The following is a 22,585-nucleotide window of genomic DNA, read 5'->3' as shown; positions in this document are numbered from 1 at the left end:
GGCCCGTCACCAGCCGCGGGCCAGTCCCGAGGCGCGACGGGCCGGGCTGTTCACGGCCTTCGCGACGGCCTCCGCCGATCCAACCAGCCGCACCCCCTGGCTGGCGCGGGTGACGGCGGTGTAGAGCAGTTCGCGGGTGAGCAGGGCCGACTCGGGCGGTGGAAGCACCACGGTGACGTGCCGGAACTGGCTGCCCTGTGCCTTGTGCACGGTCATCGCGTGCAGGCTGGTCACGGCATCGAGCAGGAAGGGTGACAGCAGGCGCGGCTGCCCGCCGGCGCCGATCGCCGCCCGCACCTGGGCGCCATGGGCGACGACGATCCCGGCGTCGCCATTGGACAGGTCCAGGTCGCGCAGGTTGCGCGTCACCAGCAGCGGCCGGCCCACGTACCACTCGCCACCATCGCCGTAGCCGTCGATCTCCTCGTGCAGGGCCGCCTCGACCAGCTGGCCCCAGCGGGCCACGCCCCAGCGTCCCTCCCGGTGGGCACACAGCAACCGGTGCTCGTCCAGCGCATCCAGCGCCGTCACCGCATCACCGGCCTGGGCTGCGGCATGCACGGCCCGCCCCGCCGCGACGGCCTGCGCGCGCAGTCCGGGGAGGTCGACAAGCTGCAGCGCGCTGGCATCGGCGGCCACCAGCTCCACCTGCCCGCCAGTGTGCAACAGCTCCAGTGCCGTCTCGGCCTGGCCGGTGCGGATCGCCTCGGCCAGGGCCGCGATCTCGGCCCCGAAGCGCCAGGTGTGGGTCAGTTCGGTGACCGGTCCGCGACCAGGGCTTCGGGCCGTCACCAGGTCGGAGAGCACCGCGCCAGCATCCACCGAGGTCAACTGGTGCGGGTCACCCACCAGCACCAGCCGGGTGTCGGGACGCACCGCCTCCAGCAGGCGCGCCATCAGGGGCAGCGCCACCATGCTCATCTCGTCGACCACCACCACCTGGTGGGGCAGCGGGTTGTGCCGGGTGCGGCCGAAGCCACGGCCGGCGCCGCGGGCGTCCAGCAGCTTGTGCAGGGTGGAGGCCTGGGCGATGACCGGCCGGTCGATGCCATCGGGCAGCCGGTCGAGGGCCTCGGTGACGGCCTCCTCCAACCGGGCCGCGGCCTTGCCCGACGGTGCGGCCAGGGCGATGCGCAAGGGGCTCGTGCTGGTGGACTGCAGGACCGCCAGCAGGCGGGCGACCGTGGTGGTCTTGCCGGTCCCCGGCCCACCGGCCAGGACACTGGTCCAGCTGTGGGCGGCCTCCCGCGCCGCGAGGCGCTGCAGGTCGGCCTCACCAGGGGCAAGGCCGGTGCCGGGGAAGAGGATGTCGAGTGTCCGCTCCAGCACCTGGTCGTCCACCTTGGGGGTCGGATGGGCACCGCGCTGGTCGAGCTCGTGGCGCACCACGCTCTCCTGGGCCCAGTGTCGTTCGAGGTAGAGCAGGTCCTCCACCAGACGGACCGGCCGCTGGTTCGGCGGGGCGTCCGCGCCCTGGCCGACCATGGTGCTGGCGCGCAGCCGTTCCAGCCAGGCCCCCGGCTCGGGCCAGGGCAGGCTGGCGACGTCCACGTCGCTGTTGGCCGCGATGTCCAGGGCCGGGTCGAGCATCTCGGTGGCGACGCGCTCGGCAGTTCCGGTGACCTCCAGGCACACCGATCCCAGCCGCAGGGCACGCACCGCCAGCGCGACGGCGAGCAACACCTGCTCGTCGGCCTCGCGGCACAGGCGTCCGAGTGTCTGGGCGACGTGCACGTCGGCGCCCAGCACCACCCCGGCCTGGTTGAAGGTGGCCAGCAGGCCGGTTGCCGAGACCACCACCTGCGCCCCGGGTGCGGCGGGGCGTGGCTGTGCTGCAGGACTGGTCATCGCTGGCCTCCGATCAGGTCGCTGACCCGCACCACGAGCTCGGGGCGCGGCAGCCAGGTGAACACGCCACACGGGATGCCGTCGACCACCGGGGTCTCGGGCCCGGCCATGCCGCGCACGAAGAGGTAGCCGACGCCGCCCAAGTGGCGCTCGGGGCGGTAGCCGGGCAGGCGCCAGGCCAGGAAGCGGTGCAGGGCCACGCAGTAGAGCAGCGCCTGCAGGGGATAGTGGGCCTCCACCATCAGGTCGGCCATCGCCTCGGGGTGGTAGTGCAGGCAGGTCAGCTCGGCCCCCGGTGGCACCGGGATGCGGTTGGTCTTGTAGTCGAGCACCCAGAAGTGCTGGTCGGCGTCGGTGCCCCCAGTTGCAGCGCCATCGGGGCAGGTACGCAGCACCGCGTCGATGGAGCCGGTGAGGAAGCCGTGCAGCGTGGCGTCGCGGACGCCGCTGTGCTCCAGGTGGGCCCCGTAGCGGGCCGCGAAGGCGTCTCCACCGGTGAGCTCGGAGTCCTGCAGGGCCCGGGCCACGTCGAGCAGTCGGTTCGGCCGGGCCGTGCCGCGGGGTCCCATCGGCAATTCGAAGTCGAGCTCGGCGAGCCGGTCGGCCGGGGCCACTCGGGCGAGGCTGAGACCGTCGGCGACCAGGCCGAGGGGGGTGTGCAGCACCTCGACCAGGCCGGTGGCCAGGCTGTGTTCGTCCACTGCGTCGATCGGCATCCGGGCCAGTTCGTGGCGCACCCTTTCGCGGACCTCCGCGTCCAGGTCGGGGGCGAGGGTGTCGACCTGTTCCAGCACGGCGTGCACGAGCGTGCCGAACTGGGTGCCACCCGGCAGCGGGGCCAGGCTGGAGACGAGGACGTCCGGCTCGATGGCGTCCGGTTGGCCGTCCCACTGTGGGTCCAGCCCCGCGGTCTCGGGCTGTGGCTCGTCGAGCACCAGTCCGTCGGCCTCCGATGGCACCGCCGACTCCGCCCAGGTGGGGCGCTGGTCGTGCAGGTCCTGTGTCAGCCCGGAATAGGACGTCCGGCGCCAGCTCGTGTCGATGGTGCGGCCCAGGGAGCGCGCCTGCAGGGCCGTGGCCTGGGGTGGGGGCGCCTGCCAGCGACGGGCCGGCCGCGGCTCGACGGTGACCAGGTCGACGTGGCCGGCGGGGATCTGGACCGCCGCGCGGGGGGAGTCGGGCAACTCTGGTTCGGCGGCGACCTCCTGGCCGTGACGGTGCTGGTCGAAGAGGAGCCGGTGCAGGGCAGAGGTGGTGGTCTCGGAGGTGGTGGCGGCCCACCACAGGACCAGCCTGCTGGATGCTCGCGTGGCTGCCACGTAGAGGCTGCGCAGCGATTCCGACTGCTCCTGGGCCAGTCGTAGCTCCTGCCGGCGTGCCCAGTCGGCGTCGACCCCGACGTCCAGCACGCGCCGTCCGTCCCAGTGCAGCACAGTGGCATCGCCCTGGCGGGGTGTCGGACGCCATTCGCTGGCTGCCTGGGGCAGCAGCACGACGGGGAACTCCAGGCCCTTCGCTGCGTGCACGGTCAGCACCTGGACGCAGGCGGTGTCGGTCTCCAGACGCCGGGTGCGGTCGTCGTCGGTGCCGCGCCGGGACTCGCGGATGCGTTCGGCCAGCCATTGCACCAGGGCTGGCGGGGTGAGCTGGTGGCGCACCACCTGGTCGTTGAGCAGCTGTGACAGGTGGCGCACGTCGGTCATCATGCGTTCCCCGTCGGGGCGTGCCAGCAGGCGCTGGTAGAGCTCGGTGCGGTCACACAGCACCTCGAAGACTCCGGCGATGCCCTGTTCGTACAGCACCCGGGCCAGCGTCTTGGTCTGGACCGCGAGTTCGGACAGCGTGCGGTTCGCGGCCGAGCTGCCGTCGTCGGCCACGGCAGCGGCCAGGTCTGCCTCGCTCCAGCCGACCAGGCATCCGAGGGCGGCACGCTTCATCGCCTGGGTGGAGGGTTGCACCAGGGCTCGCAGCAGGTGCAGCCAGGCCGTGGCGGCCTCGGAGGCCATCACGCTGGAGGCGCCGCCGAAGACGGTCGAGACCCCGCAGGACTCGAGGGCCTGGGTCACCTGCTCCCCACGGCGGTTGGTGCGCACCAGTACCGCCACGTCGCTCGGGCGAAGCGGCCGCCAGCCGTGGCCGTCGTCGAGCTCCCAGCCGTCCTCCAGCAGGCCCACCACCTCACGGGCCAGGTCCTGGTCGACAGCCCGTGCCGCGGCCCGGCCCGAGGCCGGCCGGGTGCCGTCGCCCACCAGGCGCACCTGCACCGCCGGTGCCTGCCGCGGTCCGCGCAGGCGGGCGGCCTGGTGGCGCGCCCGCACCGGGTGGGCGACAATGCGGGGATCGCCCATCGCGACCCCGGCGAAGAGCTCCCCGATCCCGCCCACGACACCGGCATCGCTGCGGTGGTTGGTGCCCAGCCCGAAGACCCGGTCGGCACAGGCCACCGCCTCGAGGTAGGCGTTCACGTCTGCGCCCCGGAAGGCGTAGATGGACTGTTTTGGGTCGCCGATCAGGATGACGGTGCACCGGCCGACGAAGGCCTCCCGCACGATCTGCCACTGCACCGGGTCGGTGTCCTGGAACTCGTCGATCATCACCAGCGGGAAACGCCTGGCCAGACGGTCGGCGGCCAACCGGCCGGTGACGGGATGGGCCAGGGCGTCGCGCAGGCGGTTGACCATGTCGTCGAAGGTGTAGACACCGGCGAGTCGCTTGCGCTGTTCCAGGCGCTCGCGCACCCGGTGGGCGAAGGCGACGCGTTCTGCACTCAACCCCTGTGCCTCGGCGGGTTCCACCGGCAGGTCGACCTCGCGCAGGGCCGCCCGTCCCACGTGGGCGAAGCGGGTGAAGGTGGCCAGACGTCCGGGGGCAGGGCCGGTGCGCTCCACCTGCTCGGCCAGGTAGACGTCGTGGACCACCTGCTCGGCCAGGTCACCGATGTCCTCACTGAAGCGCACGGTGTGGTCGTGGTCGGCCAGCAGCCCCAGTTCGGAGAGCATGCGCTGGCAGAACTCGTGGGTGGTGGCGATCGTGGCCTGGTCGATCTCGGCGAGGGCCTCGGCCAACCGGTCGCGGCGTTCCCGCACTGCCTGCGGGCTGCCTTGGCACAGCAGGGCGTCGACCGGGTCGGCGGCTGACGTGCCCTGTTCGAGGAAGGCGTCCAGGGCGCCGACCGCCTGGCGTAGCCGCAGGTAGGTGCGGTTGCGCAGCTCGCTGGTGGCGGCCCGGGAGAAGGTGACCATCATCACCTCGTCGATCCGCACCACTCCCTCGGCCAGGTGGCGGATGGCCAGGGCCGCGATGGCGTAGGTCTTGCCTGTCCCGGCGGAGGCTTCGAGCACGGTGGTGCCGGTGGGCAGCGGGCCCGTGAGGTCGAAGTCGCGGGGCTGTTCCAAGGTCAGGGTCATCGCAGGTTCCCCACGTTCAGCTGTCCACGCAGGGGCGCGAACATCCAGTCGGCCAGGTTCTCGAATCGTGAAGTTCCCGTCGGGCCGGGGTCACCATCCCTCCGGGGCAGCTCCCGCACGGCCGTCAGGTCGTCGGTGACGAAGCGACCCCAGTCGGCGTCGTGTTCGAAGCGGAACTCGTCGGCGGCCTTGCGGACCGGGTCGTGGTCCCGAAAGGGACGCAGCGGTGTCAGGCCCACCCAGGTGGCGGCGGCCTTGGGTGGCAGCGGTACCAGCTGGTGCAGGCCGCGCTGCCACAGGGCCACCATCTCGGTCAGGTGCTGACGGCACCACTCGGGCGGCGGGGCGAGCAGGGTGGCCATCGCATCGCGTCCGACGTGGACGGCGCGCCAGCCGGTGGACGGCGCCGGCTGGGTGGCGGCGACGAGCAGGAGCTCGCACCAGGACTCCAGCAGATGGGTGGCAGAGGTGCGGGAGAAGGAGTGGTGCACGATCTGCCCCCCGTGGACGCGCACCCGGCCGGTGAGCACGGCGGCGTCCAGCTCCAGCTCGCAGTCGAGGTCGCGAAGTTCGTCGCCCTGGCAGCGCTGCACGCTGCGCACGACCCGCTGGACCACCGGCAGCAGGGAGTCCAGGCTGTGGTTGCCGAGCTGCCCGGGCGGCAGGGCGCCGCGCAGGCGCTCAGCGGTGCTCGCCCGCCCGAGGTCGACCCCCTCGAGGGCCAGGCGCACCAGCCGGTCGCCGATCGCCCACTGCTCCAGGCCGGTGGTTTCGGCGGGAAGTTCTTCGGCCAGCGGCCGCTCCCAGTCGGTCATGGTGGTGCCGAGCTGGTGGCGCAGCAACTCACGGGCCGGGTGGCGCCAGAAGTCGACGAGCTGGGCGAGATCCAGCTGGACTGGGTCGAACTGGGCCGGGTCGAGCTGGGCGGGGTCGGGTGAGCTCATCGCGACACCGGGAGCTCCGAGCTGCTGTTGCCACAGCGGGAGTGCCGGTGGTGGCGGGGACAGTTCGGTGTCGCGACGGGCCCGCGCACCCGCCAAGGCCTCGACGTCGAAGCTGCGGGGCGATCCGGCCAGGAAGTTCTGTTCGGCCTGGGGCAGCAGGCTGTGCTGTTCGGAGGCCACGGGATGGTGCCGGTCCGCGGCCTCCACCAGGTCCAGCAGGGCGACCGGTTGGGGCAGGCCTTCGTTGGTGCGCGCGGAGCGGCCCTGGTGCACCACGACGAGCCGTTCGGTGGCGGCCAGCGTCGCGTCGAGCAGCAACTGGCGAGACCGCGCCCGGGCGTCGGTGCGGGGATCGCGGGCCGCGCGCGTCAGGTCGTCGCCATCGCGTGCAGGCCGGGCCGGGAAGCGAGAATCGTCCAGGCCGAGCACCACCACGACACGGCGGCTGTGCAGGCCCAGGTCGCCCAGGGCACAGACCAGCAGGGCGCCGCTGCCATGGTTGGGACGTCCGCGGCCGGGCTGGAGCAGTTCGTCGAACAGCGCCCGGACGTCGCTGGTGCGCAACAGGGCGGTGCGGGTGGCGGCCAGCTCGGCCAGGTCGGCGAGTTGCCGTCGGGCCGCGGCGAGCTGCCAGCCCTGCTCGGAGGGCTCGGCGGCGAGCAGGCCGAGCGCCTCCTGGAGGCGCTCGACCCAGGCCTCGACGGTGGCGGGCTGGCGCCATTGAGCCACCAGTTTGCGGACCCGGGAGACGATCTCGGCGAGCTGTCCCGCGACGGTCACGTCCGAGCCGTCGACCTGTTCCAGGGGCAGGGCCGTCCCCAGCCACTGCAGGGGTTCTGCCCCCATGGCGATACCGGTGAGGATGCGCTCGACGCCGGCCAGCCAGGTGGACTGGCGCACCTGGCCCAGCCCGAAGGCAGCACGATGGCTGCCGTCCAGCCCCCAGCGCACCTCGGCCTGGTCCACCAGTCGCCGGATGCGCTCCTGATGGTCCTCCTCGAGACCGAACAGGGCCGCCACGGGTGAACTGGCACACAGGTCCACCAGCTGCTGCGCGGTGGCGCGGTCGCCAGCAAGCTCGAGCAGCTGGCGCAGCAGGTCGAAGACGGGATTGGGCTGTGCCAGCGAGGATGAGGCCAGCTGGACCCTCAGCCGGTGGCCGGGGTGCAGCCGCCGGCCCACCAGTGACTCGTCCAGGCCGAAGCTGGCGCGCACCAGCGGTGCGTAGTGCGCCAGGTCGGTGCAGGCGACGGCGACGTCACGAGGCTCCAGGGTCGGGTCGTCGTCGAACAGGCGGCACAGCACCTCGCGCAGCACCTCCACCTGACGGTCGGGCCCGTGCGAGGCATGGACCTCCACCCGGACGTCCACCAGGGCCGTGCGGCCCTGTGGTCCAAGCTGCTCGACGCTGTCGGCCACCTCCTGCCAGCGCCTTTGCCACGTGTTGCGCACCCCGGCCCAACGGGCATCCAGCAGCTCGTCACCGCGCCGGGCGTCGAGGAACAGGACGGTGACGGGCGCGGCATCGGCCAGGGCGCGCACCAGTCCCTCGTCACTGGGACGGGCGGTGGTCGGGTCCACCACGTGCAGCGGAGCCCCCGTGGGCTGCTCGCGCAGCCGCTCGGCCAGGATCATCCTGCGGCTCAACGGGTCGGGTGCGGGCAGCCGCTCGAGCAGCGCCTGCCAGACCATCGCTTGCCAGATCTGTGAGTCAGCGAGCGGCTGGCCCTCGGCATCGACGAGTTCGCCGCGGCGCCAGGACTCCAGCAGTTCCGGGGTGGTCTCCAGGTAACGGTGGAGGAGCCGCGCGATCCGCTGGGCGGTGGCGATCCGACGGCCTGGGCGCAGCGAGTCGTCATCGCCCAGGTGGGCGGCCAGCGGTGCGAACCAGTCGCCCTTGGCCTCGGCCAGAACCTCGACCACCGCGAGGGTGAGGGCGCGGCGTCGCCACGGATCCCGGGCGGGGTCCAGGCCCAGCAGCTCGCTTTCGAGCCGTCGCCGCAAGCCCTGGAGGCTGACGAAGTCGATCCCGGCGCAGATCCCGGAGTTGTGGTCACCGGTGGCGGAACCCAGGCGCACGGCCAGTTCCTGGGCCAGGGCCCGCCGGGTGGCCGGGTCCTCGACGACCACGGTCTGGGGGGCGAAGGGGTCGGCCGGCGGGCGGCGCAGCCCCTCGACGAGCCGGTCGCACAGCACCGTCCAGTCGGGGCAGGTCACCAGTGCCAGACCGGGCTGGCCGGTGGACTGGTCGGCGGGGGCGGTGGTCGTGGTCGTCATCGTGGCTCCAACCCTAGGACGGGGTTGTGACAAAAATGCGCTGTGGCGGATTCGTGCGGCCAGCGTGCCGCCCGATCGGAGGCTGCGCAGGAGGGGGCGGGCCGTCGCGAACGGTTCCTGTCAGACCCGCCGACTAGGGTGGCAACGTGGCGAACTCCCTTGATCCGCAGGCAGTGCTGGCAGCCCTCGACCCCGAACAGCGGGAGGTGGCGACCACCTTCGACGTGCCGGTCGCGGTGATCGCCGGCGCCGGGACGGGCAAGACGAGAGCCATCACCCACCGGATCGCCTACGGGGCACACACCGGCGCACTCGACCCGCGCTCGGTGCTGGCTGTCACCTTCACCACGCGTGCGGCTGGCGAGATGCGGGGCCGCCTGCACGAGCTGGGCGTGGGCCAAGTGCAGGCCCGCACCTTCCACTCCGCCGCCCTGCGCCAGATCCAGTACTTCTGGCCCAAGGCCTACGGGGTCGAGCTGCCGCAGGTCAGCGACCGCAAGCTGTCACTGGTGGCAGAGTCCGCCTCCCGCCACGGCCTGAGCGTCGACACCGGACTGCTGCGCGACCTCGCCGGCGAGATCAGCTGGGCCAAGGTCTCCAATGTGACGGCGGGGGAGTATCCCGCGATCGCGCGCGCGGCCCATCGTGAACTGGCCTCGGCAGATCCAGAGACGGTGGCACGCGTCTTCACCGGCTACGAGGCCGCCAAGCGCACCCGCGGCCAGATCGACTTCGACGACATCCTGCTGTGTGCCGCCGCGCTGCTCAGCGAGCACGACGAGATCGCGGCCCAGGTGCGCAGCCAGTACCGCCACTTCGTCGTCGACGAGTACCAGGACGTCTCGCCGCTGCAGCAGACGCTGCTCAACCTGTGGGTGGGCGAGCGGCGCGACCTGTGCGTGGTGGGCGATCCGCACCAGTCCATCCACGCCTTTGCCGGGGCCCGTGCCGACTTCCTCACCAGCTTCGCCGCCGAGCACCCCGGCACCAAGGTGGTGCGGCTGGTGCGTGACTACCGCTCCACCCCGCAGGTGGTGGGCCTGGCGAACAAGGTGATGATGCCGTCTCGTGCCGCCCGCCTGGCGGCCGCCGCGACGGGTCGTGCCCAGCTGGGCGGGGTGCGTCTGGAAGCACAGCTGCCCAAGGGGCCCGAGGTGGAGTTCGGCTCCTTCCCCGAGGAGGCCGACGAGGCCCGCCACATCGCGCAGTGGCTGAAGCAGCGCCACCAGGAGGGCGTCGAGTGGCGCGAGATGGCGGTGCTCTTCCGGATCAACGCGCAGTCCCCGACGCTGGAGGCCGCCCTCTCGCAGCTGGACATCCCCTACCTGGTGCGCGGCAGCGAGAAGTTCTACGAGCGGCCCGAGATCAAGCAGGCCCTGGCCTCGTTGCGAGCGGCGCTGCGGGCCGAGCCGGAGGGCCCCGGCCTGCCCCTGCTCAAGGACGTGCTGTCCGGGGTCGGGTGGGCCGAGGACCCGCCGGAGGGTTCGGGTTCGGTGCGCGAGAAGTGGGAGTCACTGAACGCGCTGGTGGACCTGGCGCGTGAGGTGACCGTCGAGAATCCGGAGTTCGGGCTGGCGGAGCTGGCCGAGGCGCTGGCACAGCGGACAGCACTGCAGCAGGCCCCCATCAGCCAGGGCGTGACCCTGGGCACCCTGCACGCCTCCAAGGGGCTGGAGTGGGAGGCGGTGTGCCTGTTCGGGATCCAGGAGGGCACGCTGCCCTTCGTGCTGGCCACCACCGACGAGCAGGTGGCCGAGGAGAAGCGCCTGCTCTACGTGGGCATCACCCGGGCCCGCCGCCACCTGTCGATCACCTGGAGCCGATCGCGCACCGGCGGACGCGGCAGTCGGGGACCTTCCCGCTTCCTCGACGGACTCACCCCCGCCTCGCTGGCCAAGCAGGCCGAACAGCAGGCGCCCCGCCGCAAGCGCAGTGCGCGCAGTGCCCAGTCGCAGAACTGCCGGGTCTGCGGCAAGGGCCTCACCAACGGTGCCGAACGCAAGATCGGGCGCCACGAGGGCTGTTCCTCGGACTATGACGAAGAGCTGCTCGCCCGGCTGAAGGCCTGGCGCAAGCAGGTGGCCCAGGCCGGCGGCATGCCCGCCTTCGTGATCTTCACCGACGCCACCCTCGTGACCATCGCCGAGACCCTGCCGGCCGACGAGCAGGCGCTGCTGCGGGTCCCGGGCGTGGGACGTACCAAGATGGAGCGCCACGGCGCCGACCTGCTGCAGATCGTGGCGGGCGAGACCCCCGAGGGGATGCAGCAGACCCTGACCGGCGCCTGACCCGAGCCAGCGGTGAAAGCCCTTGTCAAAAATTGGTTGCGGGAACCGGCGCCGCAGCATAGATTCTTCACCACCAGACATTCGGGTCCCCCGGATGGGGCACACGACGAGAGGAGGCGAGCAGCGATGAACACGATCCAGGCCATGACGTGCTTCGGCACCTCCCCGGCGAAGACCAGCCACCCGCTGTTCGTCCGACCCGGTGAGCAGGCAGCCACCGACGTCACCCGCCCCGTTCCCCTCATGGACTCCTGAGCGCGATCCACCTCGCCAGGCCGTGCAGCCGGGAACACCCCGGATTCGCACGGCCTTCGTCGTTTCCGGGACCACCGCCCCAACGGCCCAGGAGTTCCACGAATGACCACCATGTTCGACCCGATCACGGTGCCCCTGTCGCTCGCCGCGTGCACTGCGCATGACCCAACCCTGTTCTTCTCGGACGACATGCTTCAGGTGCAACGCGCCAAGCAGGTCTGCGCCACCTGCCCGGTGCGCCGTCAATGCCTCGACGGGGCCCTGGAGCGCGCCGAACCGCACGGAGTGTGGGGTGGGGAGCTCTTCGATGCTGGACGGGTCATCGAACGCAAACGGCCAAGGGGTCGTCCGCGCAAGCACCCCCTACCCGACCAGGTGGCCTGCTGAGGCACCCCGCTGTTGCCGACTCACAGCTGCGGATGCCATCTGCACCCACAGTCCGGATGCACGCCGAAGCTGGCACGGCGGGGTGCGGGGTCGAACAGGTCGATGACCTCCACCCGGCCCTGCAGGCCCGACCCGTCGTCGACACCGCGTGCCAGCCAGCCCACCGCAAGCACCGCCCGGGCAGCCACCAGCCCGGTGATCGTCGGGTGGGGGCGGGCCCGGCGGCAGCCCAGGGCCGCCACGACCTGCGGCCAGGCGGTCTCCAATTGCCCGCGGGCCAGGTCGGCACATCCTTGGCAGGGCCCACGCCCCGGACGCACGAGCGGCCCGATTCGGCCCACGTCCCCATGGGCACCGAGCAGCAGGTGTGGGATGTCCTGGCGGACCAGTTCGGCCAGCAGCAGCCGGTCCGCCTCGACGGTGTCCGGCGCCACCAGCACCAGGTCCACCCCGCGTCCGGCCAGCTCCGCAACCTCGTCCACCCACGAGATGCGCGCCCGGTGCCGGGCTCGAAGGGCCCGCACCACAGCCTGCCCCTCGCTATTGCGTGCGAATGGATCCAGGCAGTCGAGCCGCCCCAGACCGCTACGCAAGAGCTCCTTGCACACCTGCCGTGCCAGGGGGCCACTGCCGGCCACCGCCAGGTGTAGACCGGTCCAGGCCTGTTCGGGGCGGGCCTTGACGACCATGCCCCGTCCGGCGAGGAGTTCCGAGACGGCTTCCTGCCGTTCCCGGTGGCGGGGATGGGCCTCGTCGAGGCCCGAGACCCTGACCCAAGTGGTCTCGTCGAGCCACCAGACGTCTCCGTGGTTGGTGGTGAGGTGTTCGCAACGGCTCCGGGCGCTCATGGCCGCAGTCTGCTGTGACCAGGGGGACACACACCAGAGCCAGCAGGCAACGGCCAACACCCGGCCAACACCCGGACAACACCGGCTCGACACGTGCGAGGGGGCGCACCGTCACGGTGCGCCCCCTCGTCGACGTCACTGGGACGTCAGGTCCTGACTGGTGCGATCACTTGGCCTTGCCGAGGATGCGGTTCAGGTTGGTGCCACACTCGGGGCACTTGGCCTTGGCCATGCGGGTGCCCTTGTCGTTCACGACGACATTGCCCGAGGCCTCACGCTTCGCCTTGCACTTGACGCAGTAGAACTCACCGCTGTAGGTCTCTTCGGCCACGATTTCCTCCTGGTTGATGTTGTCCGGCCGGCAGCCATGAAACAGGCGGCCACCGGGCTCGTCGTTCACTGTAGCCATGTCAGCAAGGATTGCGCCGCCTGAACGGGCCTGACGCGCCGTGTGGGGCCGCGATTTCGCCAGGCGCGCAGGCCCGCGATGGCCTCGGCGGCGCGAGCGACGGACACGAGGGCATGAAGAGGGCCCTCGGCGATCAAGATCATCTGCCTTCCCCTGCACATGATCGACCGGCCGAGGGCCTTGTGAGAAGGCTAGTCCACCCGCGATGGACCGTCAAGCCCTGGGGCTGCTCGTGTCCAGGGCTGTGCCACAGTGGAGGACATGGCGCAGAGGATCGACGTGGACGGCACCACGGTGGAGCTTCGCCGCAGCGCCCGGCGCCGACGCACCATTCAGGCCCGCCGGGAGGGCCAGGTCGTCGTCGTGATGCTCCCGACGGGCATGACCGCCGCCGAGGAGCTGCGCTGGGCCCGCACGATGGTGGCACGGATGCGGCGCCAGCAGGCGCGGCGCAGGCCCCCCGCCGGCGACGACGCCCTCACCCGACGGGCCACCCAGCTCGCCATCGAACACCTCGACCCGGTGGTGGGCCACCCGGTCCGGCCGGCCTCGGTGCGCTGGGTCACCAACCAGAACCACCGCTGGGGATCCTGCACCCCCTCGGAGGGCACGATCAGGCTCTCCCACCGGCTGCAGCAGATGCCGGACTGGGTGGTCGACCACGTCCTGCTGCACGAACTGGCCCACCTCGTCGAACCCCACCACACCGAACGCTTCCACGAGCTGGCCGGCCGAACCCCACACGCCGAGCGGGCCAAGGGATATCTCGAGGGATGGAGCGCCGCCCGGGGCACTGCGCCGGGCGGCGACGAGATCGACGGCGACTGACCGCTCAGGACTCCTCGCCCGAGCGGCCCTCCTGTTCGAGCAGCTTGGCCAGTTCGGCATCCAGGTCGTCGGTCTCGGGACGTGTGCTCTCGCCGCTGACATAGCCCAGCGGGTCGTCCAGGTCGTCCGCGGTCGGCATCATGTCCGGGTGCTGCCAGACGGCGTCACGGCCACCGACGCCTCGATCGGCGGTCAGCGCGGCCCACAGGTTCGCCGCATCGCGGACGCGCCGTGGACGCAGCTCCAGGCCCACCAGCGACTTGAGCACATCCTCGGCCGGGCCACCCGCGGCCCGGCGGCGACGCACCGCCTCGGCCAGCTGGGAGGAGTTCGGCATCCAACGCGCGGTGGCCTGGGCGACGACCTCGTCCACCCATCCCTCCACCAGCGCCAGCACCGTCTCCAGACGGCCCAGGATCTCCACCTGCTCGGCCGTCTGGGTCGGCTCGAAGAGGTTGCCCTGCAGCTTCTCGCTGATCTGCTGCATCTTCTCCGGCGTCATCTCGCCCATGTCATCGATGTCGATGGCGCTCTCCAGCGCCGACGCGTCGATGGTGATCTCCCGTGCATAGTGCTCCACCATCGCCAGCATCTGGGGCGCCAGCCAGCCCACCTGGTGGAAGAGTCGCTGACGGGCGGTCTCGCGCAGCAGCAGGTAGAGCAGCACGTCCTGGTCGCCCACCTCGAGCCCCTCGCTGAAGGCAGCCACATTGGTGGGCAGGATGCTCGCGCGGGCCTGTTCCATCAGGTGGAATCCGGTCTCGGAGCCGGTCACCACCTGGGTGGACAGCTTCGCGATCGCCTGGGCCAGCTGCATCGAGTACATCGCGCCCGCCGCCTGACGCAGCATGGGCTGCATCATCGCGCCGAAGGCACCCAATTCGGCGGGCATCTGGCCCATCTGGCCGCCCATCATGTTGCCCATGGCGCTGGCGATGTTGCTGACGATCGGCTCGGTCATCTTCTCCCAGGCCGGCATCGTCTGCTCGATCCACTCGGCCCGGCTCAGGGCGGCTGCACCGCGGGGCAGTTCCCCGAAGTCACATGCCTCGTCAAGCCACAGGTTGGCCAGGCGCTCGGCATCGGCCACCTCGCGCTGCTGCTGGCTGGTGGTGCTCGGGTCGGGGCCCAGGCTGGCAGCCACCTGCCGGGCGGCGTGACGGGTGCGCTCCCAGTTCACGCCGGAACCCTCGGAGGTCTGCTGGCTGAAGGCGCCCATCTGCTGCTGCAGCCGGGCCATCAGCTGGTTGAGGTCCATCTGTCCGCCCGGTCCGGTCGGGATGCCGAGCTGGCGCAGGATCTCGCTGAGGGGATCGTTCGGCTGGTCGTCGCGCGGTGCTCCGGTCGAATCGCTCATGGTGCCATTGAACCGCACGGCACAAGCCCGGTGAAGGTCCCATGGCTGGACGCGTCGGGTGGGGCGGGCTGTGCGCACACGGGTAGGGTGGCCGCCATGACCCGACAGACCTGGACCGCCATTGTCTCCGCGGTCTGCTTCGTGGGGCTGGCCCTGCTGCTCGCCCTGCTGCCCGTTCCCTTCGTCAGTTGGGGGCCCGGCCGCACCCTCGACCTTCTCGCAACCGACGACGACGGCGTCCCGGCGGTCCAGGTCGAAGGCCTCAAGACCTATCCGACCACCGGGAAGCTGCGGATGACGACGGTCTCGGTGACCCGGGTCGACTCCTCGCTGAGCCTGCCCGAGGCCCTCTACTCCCACGTGGCGCCCAAGCATGACGTGCTGGCGCGAGAGGTGGTCTACCCCCCGAGCAAGTCGGCCGACCAGGTTCGCAACGAGGAGGTGGCCATGATGGTGGACTCCCGTTCCGATGCCGTGGTGGCTGCCCTGCGGGCCGGGGGGCAGCCGGTGCGCCAGATGCCGCTGGTGGAGTCCGTCGGAGTGGCGGGGCCGTCCTATGACCGCCTCCAGCCCGGCGACCTGATCGAGCGCGTCGACCAGACCGTCGTCCAGCGGCCTGCCGATGTGGAACGCCTGGTGGCACGCCACCAGGTGGGTGACCCGGTGGTGCTCGGGGTGCTGCGCGACGGCCAGAGGCGCGACGTCACCGTCACCACGGCCTCGTCCAATGAGAACAAGAAGGTCCCGGTGCTGGGCATCAGCACTGTCAATGGCTACAAGTACGCCCCCGAGGTTTCCTTCGGCGTCGACGAGCAGGTGGTGGGCCCCAGCGCCGGGCTCGGCTTCGGCCTGGCCATCTATGACCAGATCACCCAGGGGGACCTGCTGGGCGGCCACGACGTGGCCGTGACCGGCCAGATCATGGCCGATGGCACGGTTCAGCCCATCGGCGGCGTGCAGGAGAAGGTGGCGGCCGCCGAGCGCGCAGGCTCGGAGCTCTTCCTGCTGCCGCGCGCCAACTGCACCGACCTGACGGGGATGCGCAGCAGCCTCGAGCTGGTGCCGGTCGAGACCCTCTCCCAAGCGGTCAAGATCCTCACCGACTGGCGCGCTGGAGTCGACCCGGCGACCCTTGCCCACTGCTGACCCACCGACGCGCCACACCTTCACGACCCGTCCACACCCGCATGACAAGGACCCTCGATGAGCGAGAAGCACCAGCCCAGCACCCAGCCCGACGCAGCCGAGGGCGCCCAGGACCAGCCGGAGGCGCTGATCGCTGCCCTGGTGGAGATCGAGCGCCACGTCGGACAGTCCGGATGGGACCAGCCCGCCCGCCTGTTCGCCCTGGTGCGCACTGCAGACCTGGTGGCCGCCGAGCCCCACCTGGCTGACCAGCTCACCGTCACCAGCGAGGACGCCCTGAGCTCGATCGAGCAGGAGGACTTTCGTGACGGGGAGGACCTGATGACCACCCTGGCCCAGATCGGCTGGTCCGAGAGCGTCCACGGCTGCGCCCTCGCCCTGGAGCGCACCTTCCTGCCCGCCGGCCTGGAGGACCAGATCCCGGCCAATCCCGACGAGGCGGCGCGCTTCGTCGCCAAGCATCCCCAGCGCCAGGACGTCCGCGTGGTGGTGGGGTCGCTGCGCGACGGCAGCAGCCACGGGCTGGCCCGCCTGGTCAGCGAGCCCCACGAACTCCTCGGCGGGACCCAGCTGGTCCCCGCCCTGGCAAACGCCCTGGCCCGGACCCTGGCCTGAGCAATGAGCACCGCACAGCCGACAGCCGGCCGGCCCCGCCCGTCCCGCTCCAACCCGCGCCGCCCGGCCCGTGAGAACGCGCCCCTGGCGGCCGTCCTGGCCCTGATGGCCGTGGGTCTGCTGGTGATGCTCGGCTCCCGACTGTGGACCGACTGGCTGTGGTTCACCCAGCTCGACGTCGGCCAGGTCTTCCGCACCAGGCTCGGCACCGGGGTACTGCTCTTCGTCGCCTGCGGCGGGTTGATGACGGCCTGCACGGCCCTCAACCTGCGCCTGGCCCACCGGATGCGCCCACGTACCCGCAGCGGCGGCTCACCACTGGTCGGGCAGACCCGGGCGCTGGTGGACCGCAGCCACCGCCTGGTGATCCTGGGAGTCTCGGTAGTGCTGGGCCTGGCCAGCGGACTGGCCGGTTTCCTGCAGCGCGACGTCTTCCTGGCCTGGCGCCACGCAACGCCCTTCGGCCAGACCGAGCCGTGGTTCGGAAAGGACGTCGCCTTCTACGTCTTCGACTACCCGTGGTGGCGCTTCGTGCTGTCCCAGGCCTTCTGGATCGCAGGGGCAAGCCTGTTCGCGGTCCTGCTGGCCCACCTGATGCTGGGCGCGCTGCAGTCCTTCACCGTCAGCACCACGCCCACGGGCCAGACGGTGGTCAGTCGCCGGCCAACCCAGTTGGGCCAGGGCGCCCAGGCCCACCTGTCGGTGCTGGGGGCGGTGCTGATGGTGCTGATGGCCATCTCCTGCTGGCTCGACCGCTACGGCTATGCGGTCACCAACAACTGGCTCTTCACAGGCATCGGGCACACCGACATGAGCGCCCGCGTGGTGGCCAAGGAACTGCTGGCCCTTGTCTGCCTGCTGGTCGCGGCGCTGCTGGCGGCCAATGCCCGGATGCGCCGTTGGAACATTCCTGTCCTGGCCCTGGTGCTGCTGCTGGTCTCGGCCGTGCTGGTGCAGGGCATCTACCCGGCGATCGTGCAGCGCTTCGACGTCCAGCCCAAGGGCCCGGCGCGGGAGCGCGCCTACATCGCACAGAACATCGCCGCGACCCGCGATGCCTATGACCTGTCCGACGTCGAGGTCACCCAGGACCATGACGTGACCACGACCGTCTCGGCCGGCCAGCTCAAGGCCGATGCCACCGCCCTGCCAGGCATCCGCCTGGTGGACCCGGCCCTGATCGGACCCACCTTCGAACAGCTGCAGCAGGTGCGCGGCTACTACTCCTTCCCCGAGGTGCTGGACGTCGACCGCTACACGCTGGACGGCCACTTCACCGACGCGGTGGTGGCGGCCCGCGAGATCAATGCCGACGAGATCCCCGACAAGAGCTGGACCAACCTGCACACCGTCTACACCCACGGCAACGGTGTCGTGGCGGCCTATGGCAACCGCCGCCAGGCCAACGGCGAGCCGGAGTGGATCGCCCGCGACATCCCCACCGTCGGCAAGCTGGAGGAGACCCAGTCGCGGATCTACTTCGGCGAGCGCACCAACACCTATGCCGTGGTGGGCGCGCCCGAGGGCACCGAGCCGGTGGAGCTGGACACGCCCGGGGGCGGTGCCAAGGGCTCGAACGAGACCCGCAACACCTATGACGGCAAGGGCGGCGTCGGCATCGGAGATCCGCTGATCAGGGCGCTGTACGCGATCCGTTTCGGTGACCCGAACCTGGTGCTGTCGACAGATCGTGTCAATGAGGCCTCGCGGATCCTCTACGACCGCACCCCGCGGGAACGTTTGCAGAAGGTGGCGCCCTGGCTGACGCCCGACTCCGACATCTACCCGGCGGTGGTCGACGGACGCATCGTGTGGGTGGTCGACGCCTACACCACTTCGGCCACCTACCCGAACTCCAACCGGGTGGACCTGCGCCAGGCCACCAGTGACTCCCAGACCAGCGTGCAGCAGCAGCCGCGGCCGGTGAACTACCTGCGCAACTCGGTCAAGGCTGTCGTGGATGCCGGCGACGGCACCGTCACCCTGTACCAGTGGGACGAGTCGGACCCGGTGCTGCGGACCTGGCAGAAGGTCTACCCGGGGCTGGTGCAGCCGAAGGCGAGCATCCCCGCGAGCCTGCTGGAGCACATGCGTTACCCGGCCGACCTGTTCAAGGTGCAGCGCGAGGTGCTGGGGCGCTACCACTCGACCAATCCCGACACCTGGTTCCAGCAGTCGGACCTGTGGGCGGTGCCCAATGACCCGGTCTCCAATGACGGGCGCAAGGAGGCCCCCAACTACCTGTCCATCAAGTGGCCGGGGGACCGCGAACCCGTCTTCAGCCAAAGCTCGGCCCTGGTGCCCCGGGGGCGTGAGAACCTGGGCGCCTTCATGGCGGTCAATGCCGATGCCTCGCACGAGGACTACGGCCGTATCCGGGTGCTGGAACTGTCCGACCGCCAGCAGGTGGCCGGCCCGGGCCAGACCTTCAATGCGATGAACACCGACGAGACGGTCGCCTCGAAGCTGCGTCCCTACCTGATGCAGGGCTCGGCCCAGGCCCATTTCGGGAACCTGCTGACCATCCCGGTGGGCGGCGGACTGCTCTACGTCTCACCGGTCTACACGCAGCAGTCCACCACCACCGGCGGCTACTTGGTGCTGCGTTTCGTGGTGGTGCGCTTCGGCGAGCACATCGGCATCGGCAGCACCCTGCAGGAGGCGCTGGACAGCGTCTTCCAGGGTGACGCGGGCGCCTCCACCGGGGAGGGGAGCGGTGGCGGGAAGTCGTCCGAGGCGCCGCGGCAGGACGGCACTCCTCCCACCGAACAGGCCACCGCGCAGGAGCTGCTGAAGCAGGCGGCGGATGCCTTCTCGGCGGCCGACAAGGAACTGGCCAAGGGCGACCTGGCCGCCTATGAGAAGCAGATGGACCTGGCCCGGAAGAAGGTGGCCCAGGCCGAACAGGCGCTGCGCTGAGCCCTCAGCTGACCTCGAGCTCCTGCACGACGAAGCCTGCCTCGGCCAGTGGCTCCCGCAGGGCTGCCGCGTCGCCAACCAGGACGACGTGGCTGTTCTCGGGGCGCACGACCGCGCGGTAGGCGGCGCTGGCGCTGGCCGGGCCCACCTGGCCGATGCGGGTGAAGTGCAGGTTGACGAAGTCTGGGTCCCATCCGGCCGCGGCCAGGGTGGCGGCCTGGCTGGCGATGGCCGAGGCCGTGTCATAGCGCAGCGGCGCCACGCCCAGCTGCTGGTTGACCGCGTCGGCCACCTCCTCGGGGCTGAAGTCCTCGGTGAGTTCCATGATGCGCAGGCAGTCGAGCACGGCCTGGGCGGCCACCTCGGTGCGCACACTGGTGGAGACCGCCCAGGTGCCGCCCAGGCGGGCGGGGGAGACGGCGAAGTGGACGCCGTAGGTGTAGCCCTTGCGCTCGCGCAGCTCGGTGTTCAGTCGGCTGCCGAAGCTGCCGCCCATGGCGCTGGCGGCCACCTGCAGCGGTGCGAAGTCGAGGCTGGTGCGGTCCAGGCCGATGCCGCTGACGCGGATCTCGGTCTGGACGCTCTCGGGCCGGTCCACCAGGTGCACGATGCGTCCCTGGTCGGTGGAGGTCGGGGCTCCGGCCGGGGTGGGGACGACGTGCAGGGCCCGGCCGCCGGGGGCCTTCCAGCCGCCGAAGCACTGTTCGACCAGGGCGTCGACGTCCTGGTCGAGGTCACCGGCGACGACCAGGGTCGAACCTTGGGGTCCCCAGTGGCGCTCGTGGAAGCTGCGCACCAGTTCGCCGGTCACGGCACGGACGGTCCGGGCGACGCCGCCCTGGGGCCGTGCCTCGCGGCAGGAGGGGTCGAAGAGCACCTGGCGCACGGCCAGGGCCGCCACCGACGAGGGGCGGGCCAAAGTCTGCTCGATCTCGGACAGTCGCAGCGCCACGTGGCGTTCGACGTCGGCATCGGCCAACGTGGGGGACTGGACGATCTCGGCGAACAGCGGCAGGGCCTGGGCCAGGCGGGTGCTGGGCATCTCGACCGAGCAGATGGTGGCCGAGGCGGAGGCACCTCCCTCATAGGCGGCGCCGGCCGACTCGAGCGCGTCGATGATGGCCTGGCCGGGGTGTTCCCGGGTGCCCTCGTCGCTGGCCCGCAGGGTCATCGTGGCGATGCCCTCGAGCTCGGGCACCTCGACGGTCAACGGCAGGTCGAGCACCAGGGCGGCGGTGACGACGTGCTGGCCGGGCAGGTGGAAGGCCCACACCTGCAGGCCGTTGTCGAGCACCCGCTGCCGGGCGGTGGGGAAGCTCCACGGCTGCGCATCGGTGATGGACGGGCGGGGCAGCGGCGTGTGGCTGGTCTGGTCGAAGGTCTGGCTCATGCCTGCTCCTGCGGGGTCTGGCTGGGGCTGGGGAGGTAGTGCAGGGCGCTGCGCTGTTCGGGGGCGAGCCAGCGTCGGGCCGCCTGCTGCACCTGCTGGGGTGTCAGGGCCACGAGCTCGGCGAGGTGGGTGTTGAGCCGGCCGGGGTCGCCGTACAGGGTGGCGAAGGAGCCCAGGGCATCGGCGCGGGAGTCGACCTCGGCGAGCTCGCCCAGCCATTCGCGCTCGAAGGAGGCATTGGCGCGGTCGAGCTCCTCGGCGGTGACTGGCTCGTCGAGCAGCCGTTGCACCTCGGCAATGACGAGCTCCTCCAGCTCGTCCAGGCTGTGGCCGTCGCGCGGCCGGGCGGAGACGAGTGCGAGCGAGGTGCCCTGGGCCAGGTCGAGCTGGGAGGCGCCGGCTCCCTCGGCCACCTCGGCCTCGCGCACCAGCCGCTTGTGCAGCCGGCTGGCCGGGCCGCCGCCGAGCACCGTGAGGGCCTGTTCGACGGCGAGGTGGTCCGGGTGGCCCAGGTCGGGCGTGCGCCAGCCCAGGTGGAGGGTCTCGCGAGGGACCTCGCGCACCACCTCGAGCCGCGGGATGCCCTGGTGGGGCTCCAGCGGGGCGGCGCGGCGACGCTCGGGCTCGGGCAGGGCGGGCAGGGAGCCGAAGTACTTCTCGGCCAGGACGAAGGCCTGCTCGGCCTCGACGGCCCCGGCGAGGGTGAGCACCGCATTGGAGGCGCGGTACCAGGTGGCGAAGAAGTCGCGGACATCGTCCAGGGTGGCGGCGTCGAGGTCCTCCATCGACCCGATGGTGGGGTGCGCGTAGGGGTGGTTCTCGGGGAAGTTCAGTGCCAGCAGCAGGTGCAGCTGGTCGCCGTAGGGGACGTTGTCGTAGCGCTGTCGCTTCTCCTCCTTGACCACCTCGCGCTGGGTGTCCAGGTTCTCCTGGCTGACGTCGAGGCTGGACAGCCGCTCGCTCTCGAGCCACAGGGCCAGCTCCACTGCGCCCGGCGGGACGGTCTCGAAGTAGTTGGTGCGGTCGAAGCTGGTGGTGGCATTGACGGTGCCGCCCACGGCCTGCAGTGCCGCGAGGTGCTCGCCCGAGGCCACCTGCCGCGAGCCCTGGAACATCAGGTGCTCGAACAGGTGCGCGAAGCCGCTGGCCCCCGTCTGCTCGTCGGCCGATCCGACGTGGTACCAGATGTTCACCGCGACGGCGGGGCTGGTGGGGTCGGGGTTGACCACCACGCGCAGGCCATTGGCCAGGGTGCGCTCGATGATCTCGTACTGCAGCGTCGGGTCTTTCGGCATACCCACCAGCGTGCCACAGCCCAGCGGAGGGGGCCGATGGCCACATGCGTCGGGCGTCCGGGGTGGTGGAGGGTGACTCAGGCCAGTCCCGGGGGCAGGGTGCGAGGTGGGGCGCACGAAAAAGTGCCGCCGGCCAGATCACGATCTGGCCGACGGCACTTGCCACATAGTAGCGGGGACAGGATTTGAACCTGTGACCTCTGGGTTATGAGCCCAGCGAGCTACCGAGCTGCTCCACCCCGCGTCGGTGAACACAACATTACACACACACTGACGAAAGACAAAATCGGCGCGTTGACTCATCGAAGATGCCCGCGTGGAGTGCTTCGTTGACTCATCTCAAAGTGCCCGCGTGGGGGCAGAGTGAGTGGA

15 protein-coding genes and 1 tRNA gene are annotated in these 22,585 nt (G+C 71.1%); 7 read left to right on the top strand and 9 right to left on the bottom strand.

Going from position 1 to position 22,585, the window contains the following annotated elements:
- Window positions 1–6: 6 nt before the first annotated feature.
- Genes recD through ACYVKA_RS13930 form a run of 3 tightly spaced genes read right to left on the bottom strand, consistent with a single transcriptional unit; the run spans window position 7 to window position 8,476 of the window.
- Complete coding sequence (gene recD / locus ACYVKA_RS13940; RefSeq protein WP_394274667.1) at window positions 7–1,848, bottom strand: exodeoxyribonuclease V subunit alpha; 1,842 nt, start codon at window positions 1,846–1,848, stop codon at window positions 7–9.
- On the bottom strand, window positions 1,845–5,255 hold the full coding sequence (locus ACYVKA_RS13935) for a UvrD-helicase domain-containing protein (protein WP_460706321.1): 3,411 nt from the start codon (window positions 5,253–5,255) through the stop codon (window positions 1,845–1,847). Before ACYVKA_RS13935 ends, recD begins: the two co-directional genes overlap by 4 nt.
- The gene (locus ACYVKA_RS13930; protein ID WP_460706319.1) at window positions 5,252–8,476 is read right to left on the bottom strand and encodes an exodeoxyribonuclease V subunit gamma; all 3,225 of its coding nucleotides are present in this window, start codon (window positions 8,474–8,476) and stop codon (window positions 5,252–5,254) included. Before ACYVKA_RS13930 ends, ACYVKA_RS13935 begins: the two co-directional genes overlap by 4 nt.
- A 146-nt stretch (window positions 8,477–8,622) precedes the next feature.
- On the opposite strand from ACYVKA_RS13930, the gene ACYVKA_RS13925 reads away from it, so the two are divergent.
- From ACYVKA_RS13925 to ACYVKA_RS13915, 3 genes are all read left to right on the top strand, one after another.
- Window positions 8,623–10,764, top strand: coding sequence for an ATP-dependent DNA helicase UvrD2 (locus ACYVKA_RS13925; protein ID WP_460706317.1), 2,142 nt, complete (start codon window positions 8,623–8,625; stop codon window positions 10,762–10,764).
- A 126-nt stretch (window positions 10,765–10,890) separates the two neighbouring features.
- A complete protein-coding gene (locus ACYVKA_RS13920) occupies window positions 10,891–11,019 on the top strand; it encodes a hypothetical protein (RefSeq protein WP_394275369.1) in 129 nt (42 codons plus the stop codon).
- 102 nt (window positions 11,020–11,121) lie between these two features.
- Window positions 11,122–11,406, top strand: coding sequence for a WhiB family transcriptional regulator (locus ACYVKA_RS13915; RefSeq protein WP_394275370.1), 285 nt, complete (start codon window positions 11,122–11,124; stop codon window positions 11,404–11,406).
- Between the two features lie 20 nt (window positions 11,407–11,426).
- Here ACYVKA_RS13915 and ACYVKA_RS13910 read toward each other — a convergent pair whose 3' ends face one another.
- Complete coding sequence (locus ACYVKA_RS13910) at window positions 11,427–12,254, bottom strand: hypothetical protein (protein ID WP_394275371.1); 828 nt, start codon at window positions 12,252–12,254, stop codon at window positions 11,427–11,429.
- Window positions 12,255–12,420: 166 nt separating this feature from the next.
- On the bottom strand, window positions 12,421–12,585 hold the full coding sequence (locus ACYVKA_RS13905) for a DUF5679 domain-containing protein (protein WP_094765022.1): 165 nt from the start codon (window positions 12,583–12,585) through the stop codon (window positions 12,421–12,423).
- Between the two features lie 339 nt (window positions 12,586–12,924).
- Here ACYVKA_RS13905 and ACYVKA_RS13900 point away from each other — a divergent pair, with 339 nt between their 5' ends.
- Window positions 12,925–13,491 (top strand): M48 metallopeptidase family protein, encoded by a 567-nt coding sequence (locus tag ACYVKA_RS13900; protein WP_460706316.1) that lies wholly within the window; start codon window positions 12,925–12,927, stop codon window positions 13,489–13,491.
- A gap of 4 nt (window positions 13,492–13,495) precedes the next feature.
- Here ACYVKA_RS13900 and ACYVKA_RS13895 read toward each other — a convergent pair whose 3' ends face one another.
- On the bottom strand, window positions 13,496–14,848 hold the full coding sequence (locus ACYVKA_RS13895; protein ID WP_460706314.1) for a zinc-dependent metalloprotease: 1,353 nt from the start codon (window positions 14,846–14,848) through the stop codon (window positions 13,496–13,498).
- 96 nt (window positions 14,849–14,944) lie between these two features.
- On the opposite strand from ACYVKA_RS13895, the gene ACYVKA_RS13890 reads away from it, so the two are divergent.
- Genes ACYVKA_RS13890 through ACYVKA_RS13880 form a run of 3 tightly spaced genes read left to right on the top strand, consistent with a single transcriptional unit; the run spans window position 14,945 to window position 19,528 of the window.
- Window positions 14,945–15,994, top strand: coding sequence for a YlbL family protein (locus tag ACYVKA_RS13890; RefSeq protein ID WP_460706312.1), 1,050 nt, complete (start codon window positions 14,945–14,947; stop codon window positions 15,992–15,994).
- Window positions 15,995–16,051: 57 nt separating this feature from the next.
- A complete protein-coding gene (locus ACYVKA_RS13885; RefSeq protein WP_460706310.1) occupies window positions 16,052–16,609 on the top strand; it encodes a PPA1309 family protein in 558 nt (185 codons plus the stop codon).
- Between the two features lie 3 nt (window positions 16,610–16,612).
- Window positions 16,613–19,528 carry a UPF0182 family membrane protein gene (locus ACYVKA_RS13880; RefSeq protein WP_460706308.1) on the top strand — a complete coding sequence of 972 codons (2,916 nt, stop codon included), beginning with the start codon at window positions 16,613–16,615 and terminating at the stop codon, window positions 19,526–19,528.
- Window positions 19,529–19,532: 4 nt separating this feature from the next.
- Here the strand turns inward: ACYVKA_RS13880 and ACYVKA_RS13875 are convergent, their stop codons facing one another.
- From ACYVKA_RS13875 to ACYVKA_RS13865, 3 genes are all read right to left on the bottom strand, one after another.
- A complete protein-coding gene (locus tag ACYVKA_RS13875; RefSeq protein ID WP_460706306.1) occupies window positions 19,533–20,918 on the bottom strand; it encodes a M16 family metallopeptidase in 1,386 nt (461 codons plus the stop codon).
- Window positions 20,915–22,213, bottom strand: coding sequence for a M16 family metallopeptidase (locus ACYVKA_RS13870; RefSeq protein WP_460706304.1), 1,299 nt, complete (start codon window positions 22,211–22,213; stop codon window positions 20,915–20,917). The genes ACYVKA_RS13875 and ACYVKA_RS13870 overlap by 4 nt, the downstream gene beginning before the upstream one ends.
- A 170-nt stretch (window positions 22,214–22,383) precedes the next feature.
- Window positions 22,384–22,457, bottom strand: a tRNA-Met gene (locus tag ACYVKA_RS13865).
- Window positions 22,458–22,585 lie beyond the last annotated feature (128 nt).

The organism is Luteococcus sediminum, from assembly GCF_054783495.1.
The sequence above is the reverse complement of the archived record's forward strand: the minus strand, read 5'-3'. Positions and strand labels throughout refer to the sequence as shown.

Coding starts and splice junctions, on each gene's coding strand:
- recD (WP_394274667.1), bottom strand. CDS start 1,848: ATGACCAGTCCTGCAGCACAGCCACGCCCCGCCGCACCCGGGGCGCAG.
- ACYVKA_RS13935 (WP_460706321.1), bottom strand. CDS start 5,255: ATGACCCTGACCTTGGAACAGCCCCGCGACTTCGACCTCACGGGCCCG.
- ACYVKA_RS13930 (WP_460706319.1), bottom strand. CDS start 8,476: ATGACGACCACGACCACCGCCCCCGCCGACCAGTCCACCGGCCAGCCC.
- ACYVKA_RS13920 (WP_394275369.1), top strand. CDS start 10,891: ATGAACACGATCCAGGCCATGACGTGCTTCGGCACCTCCCCGGCGAAG.
- ACYVKA_RS13915 (WP_394275370.1), top strand. CDS start 11,122: ATGACCACCATGTTCGACCCGATCACGGTGCCCCTGTCGCTCGCCGCG.
- ACYVKA_RS13910 (WP_394275371.1), bottom strand. CDS start 12,254: ATGAGCGCCCGGAGCCGTTGCGAACACCTCACCACCAACCACGGAGAC.
- ACYVKA_RS13900 (WP_460706316.1), top strand. CDS start 12,925: ATGGCGCAGAGGATCGACGTGGACGGCACCACGGTGGAGCTTCGCCGC.
- ACYVKA_RS13895 (WP_460706314.1), bottom strand. CDS start 14,848: ATGAGCGATTCGACCGGAGCACCGCGCGACGACCAGCCGAACGATCCC.
- ACYVKA_RS13890 (WP_460706312.1), top strand. CDS start 14,945: ATGACCCGACAGACCTGGACCGCCATTGTCTCCGCGGTCTGCTTCGTG.
- ACYVKA_RS13885 (WP_460706310.1), top strand. CDS start 16,052: ATGAGCGAGAAGCACCAGCCCAGCACCCAGCCCGACGCAGCCGAGGGC.
- ACYVKA_RS13880 (WP_460706308.1), top strand. CDS start 16,613: ATGAGCACCGCACAGCCGACAGCCGGCCGGCCCCGCCCGTCCCGCTCC.
- ACYVKA_RS13875 (WP_460706306.1), bottom strand. CDS start 20,918: ATGAGCCAGACCTTCGACCAGACCAGCCACACGCCGCTGCCCCGCCCG.
- ACYVKA_RS13870 (WP_460706304.1), bottom strand. CDS start 22,213: ATGCCGAAAGACCCGACGCTGCAGTACGAGATCATCGAGCGCACCCTG.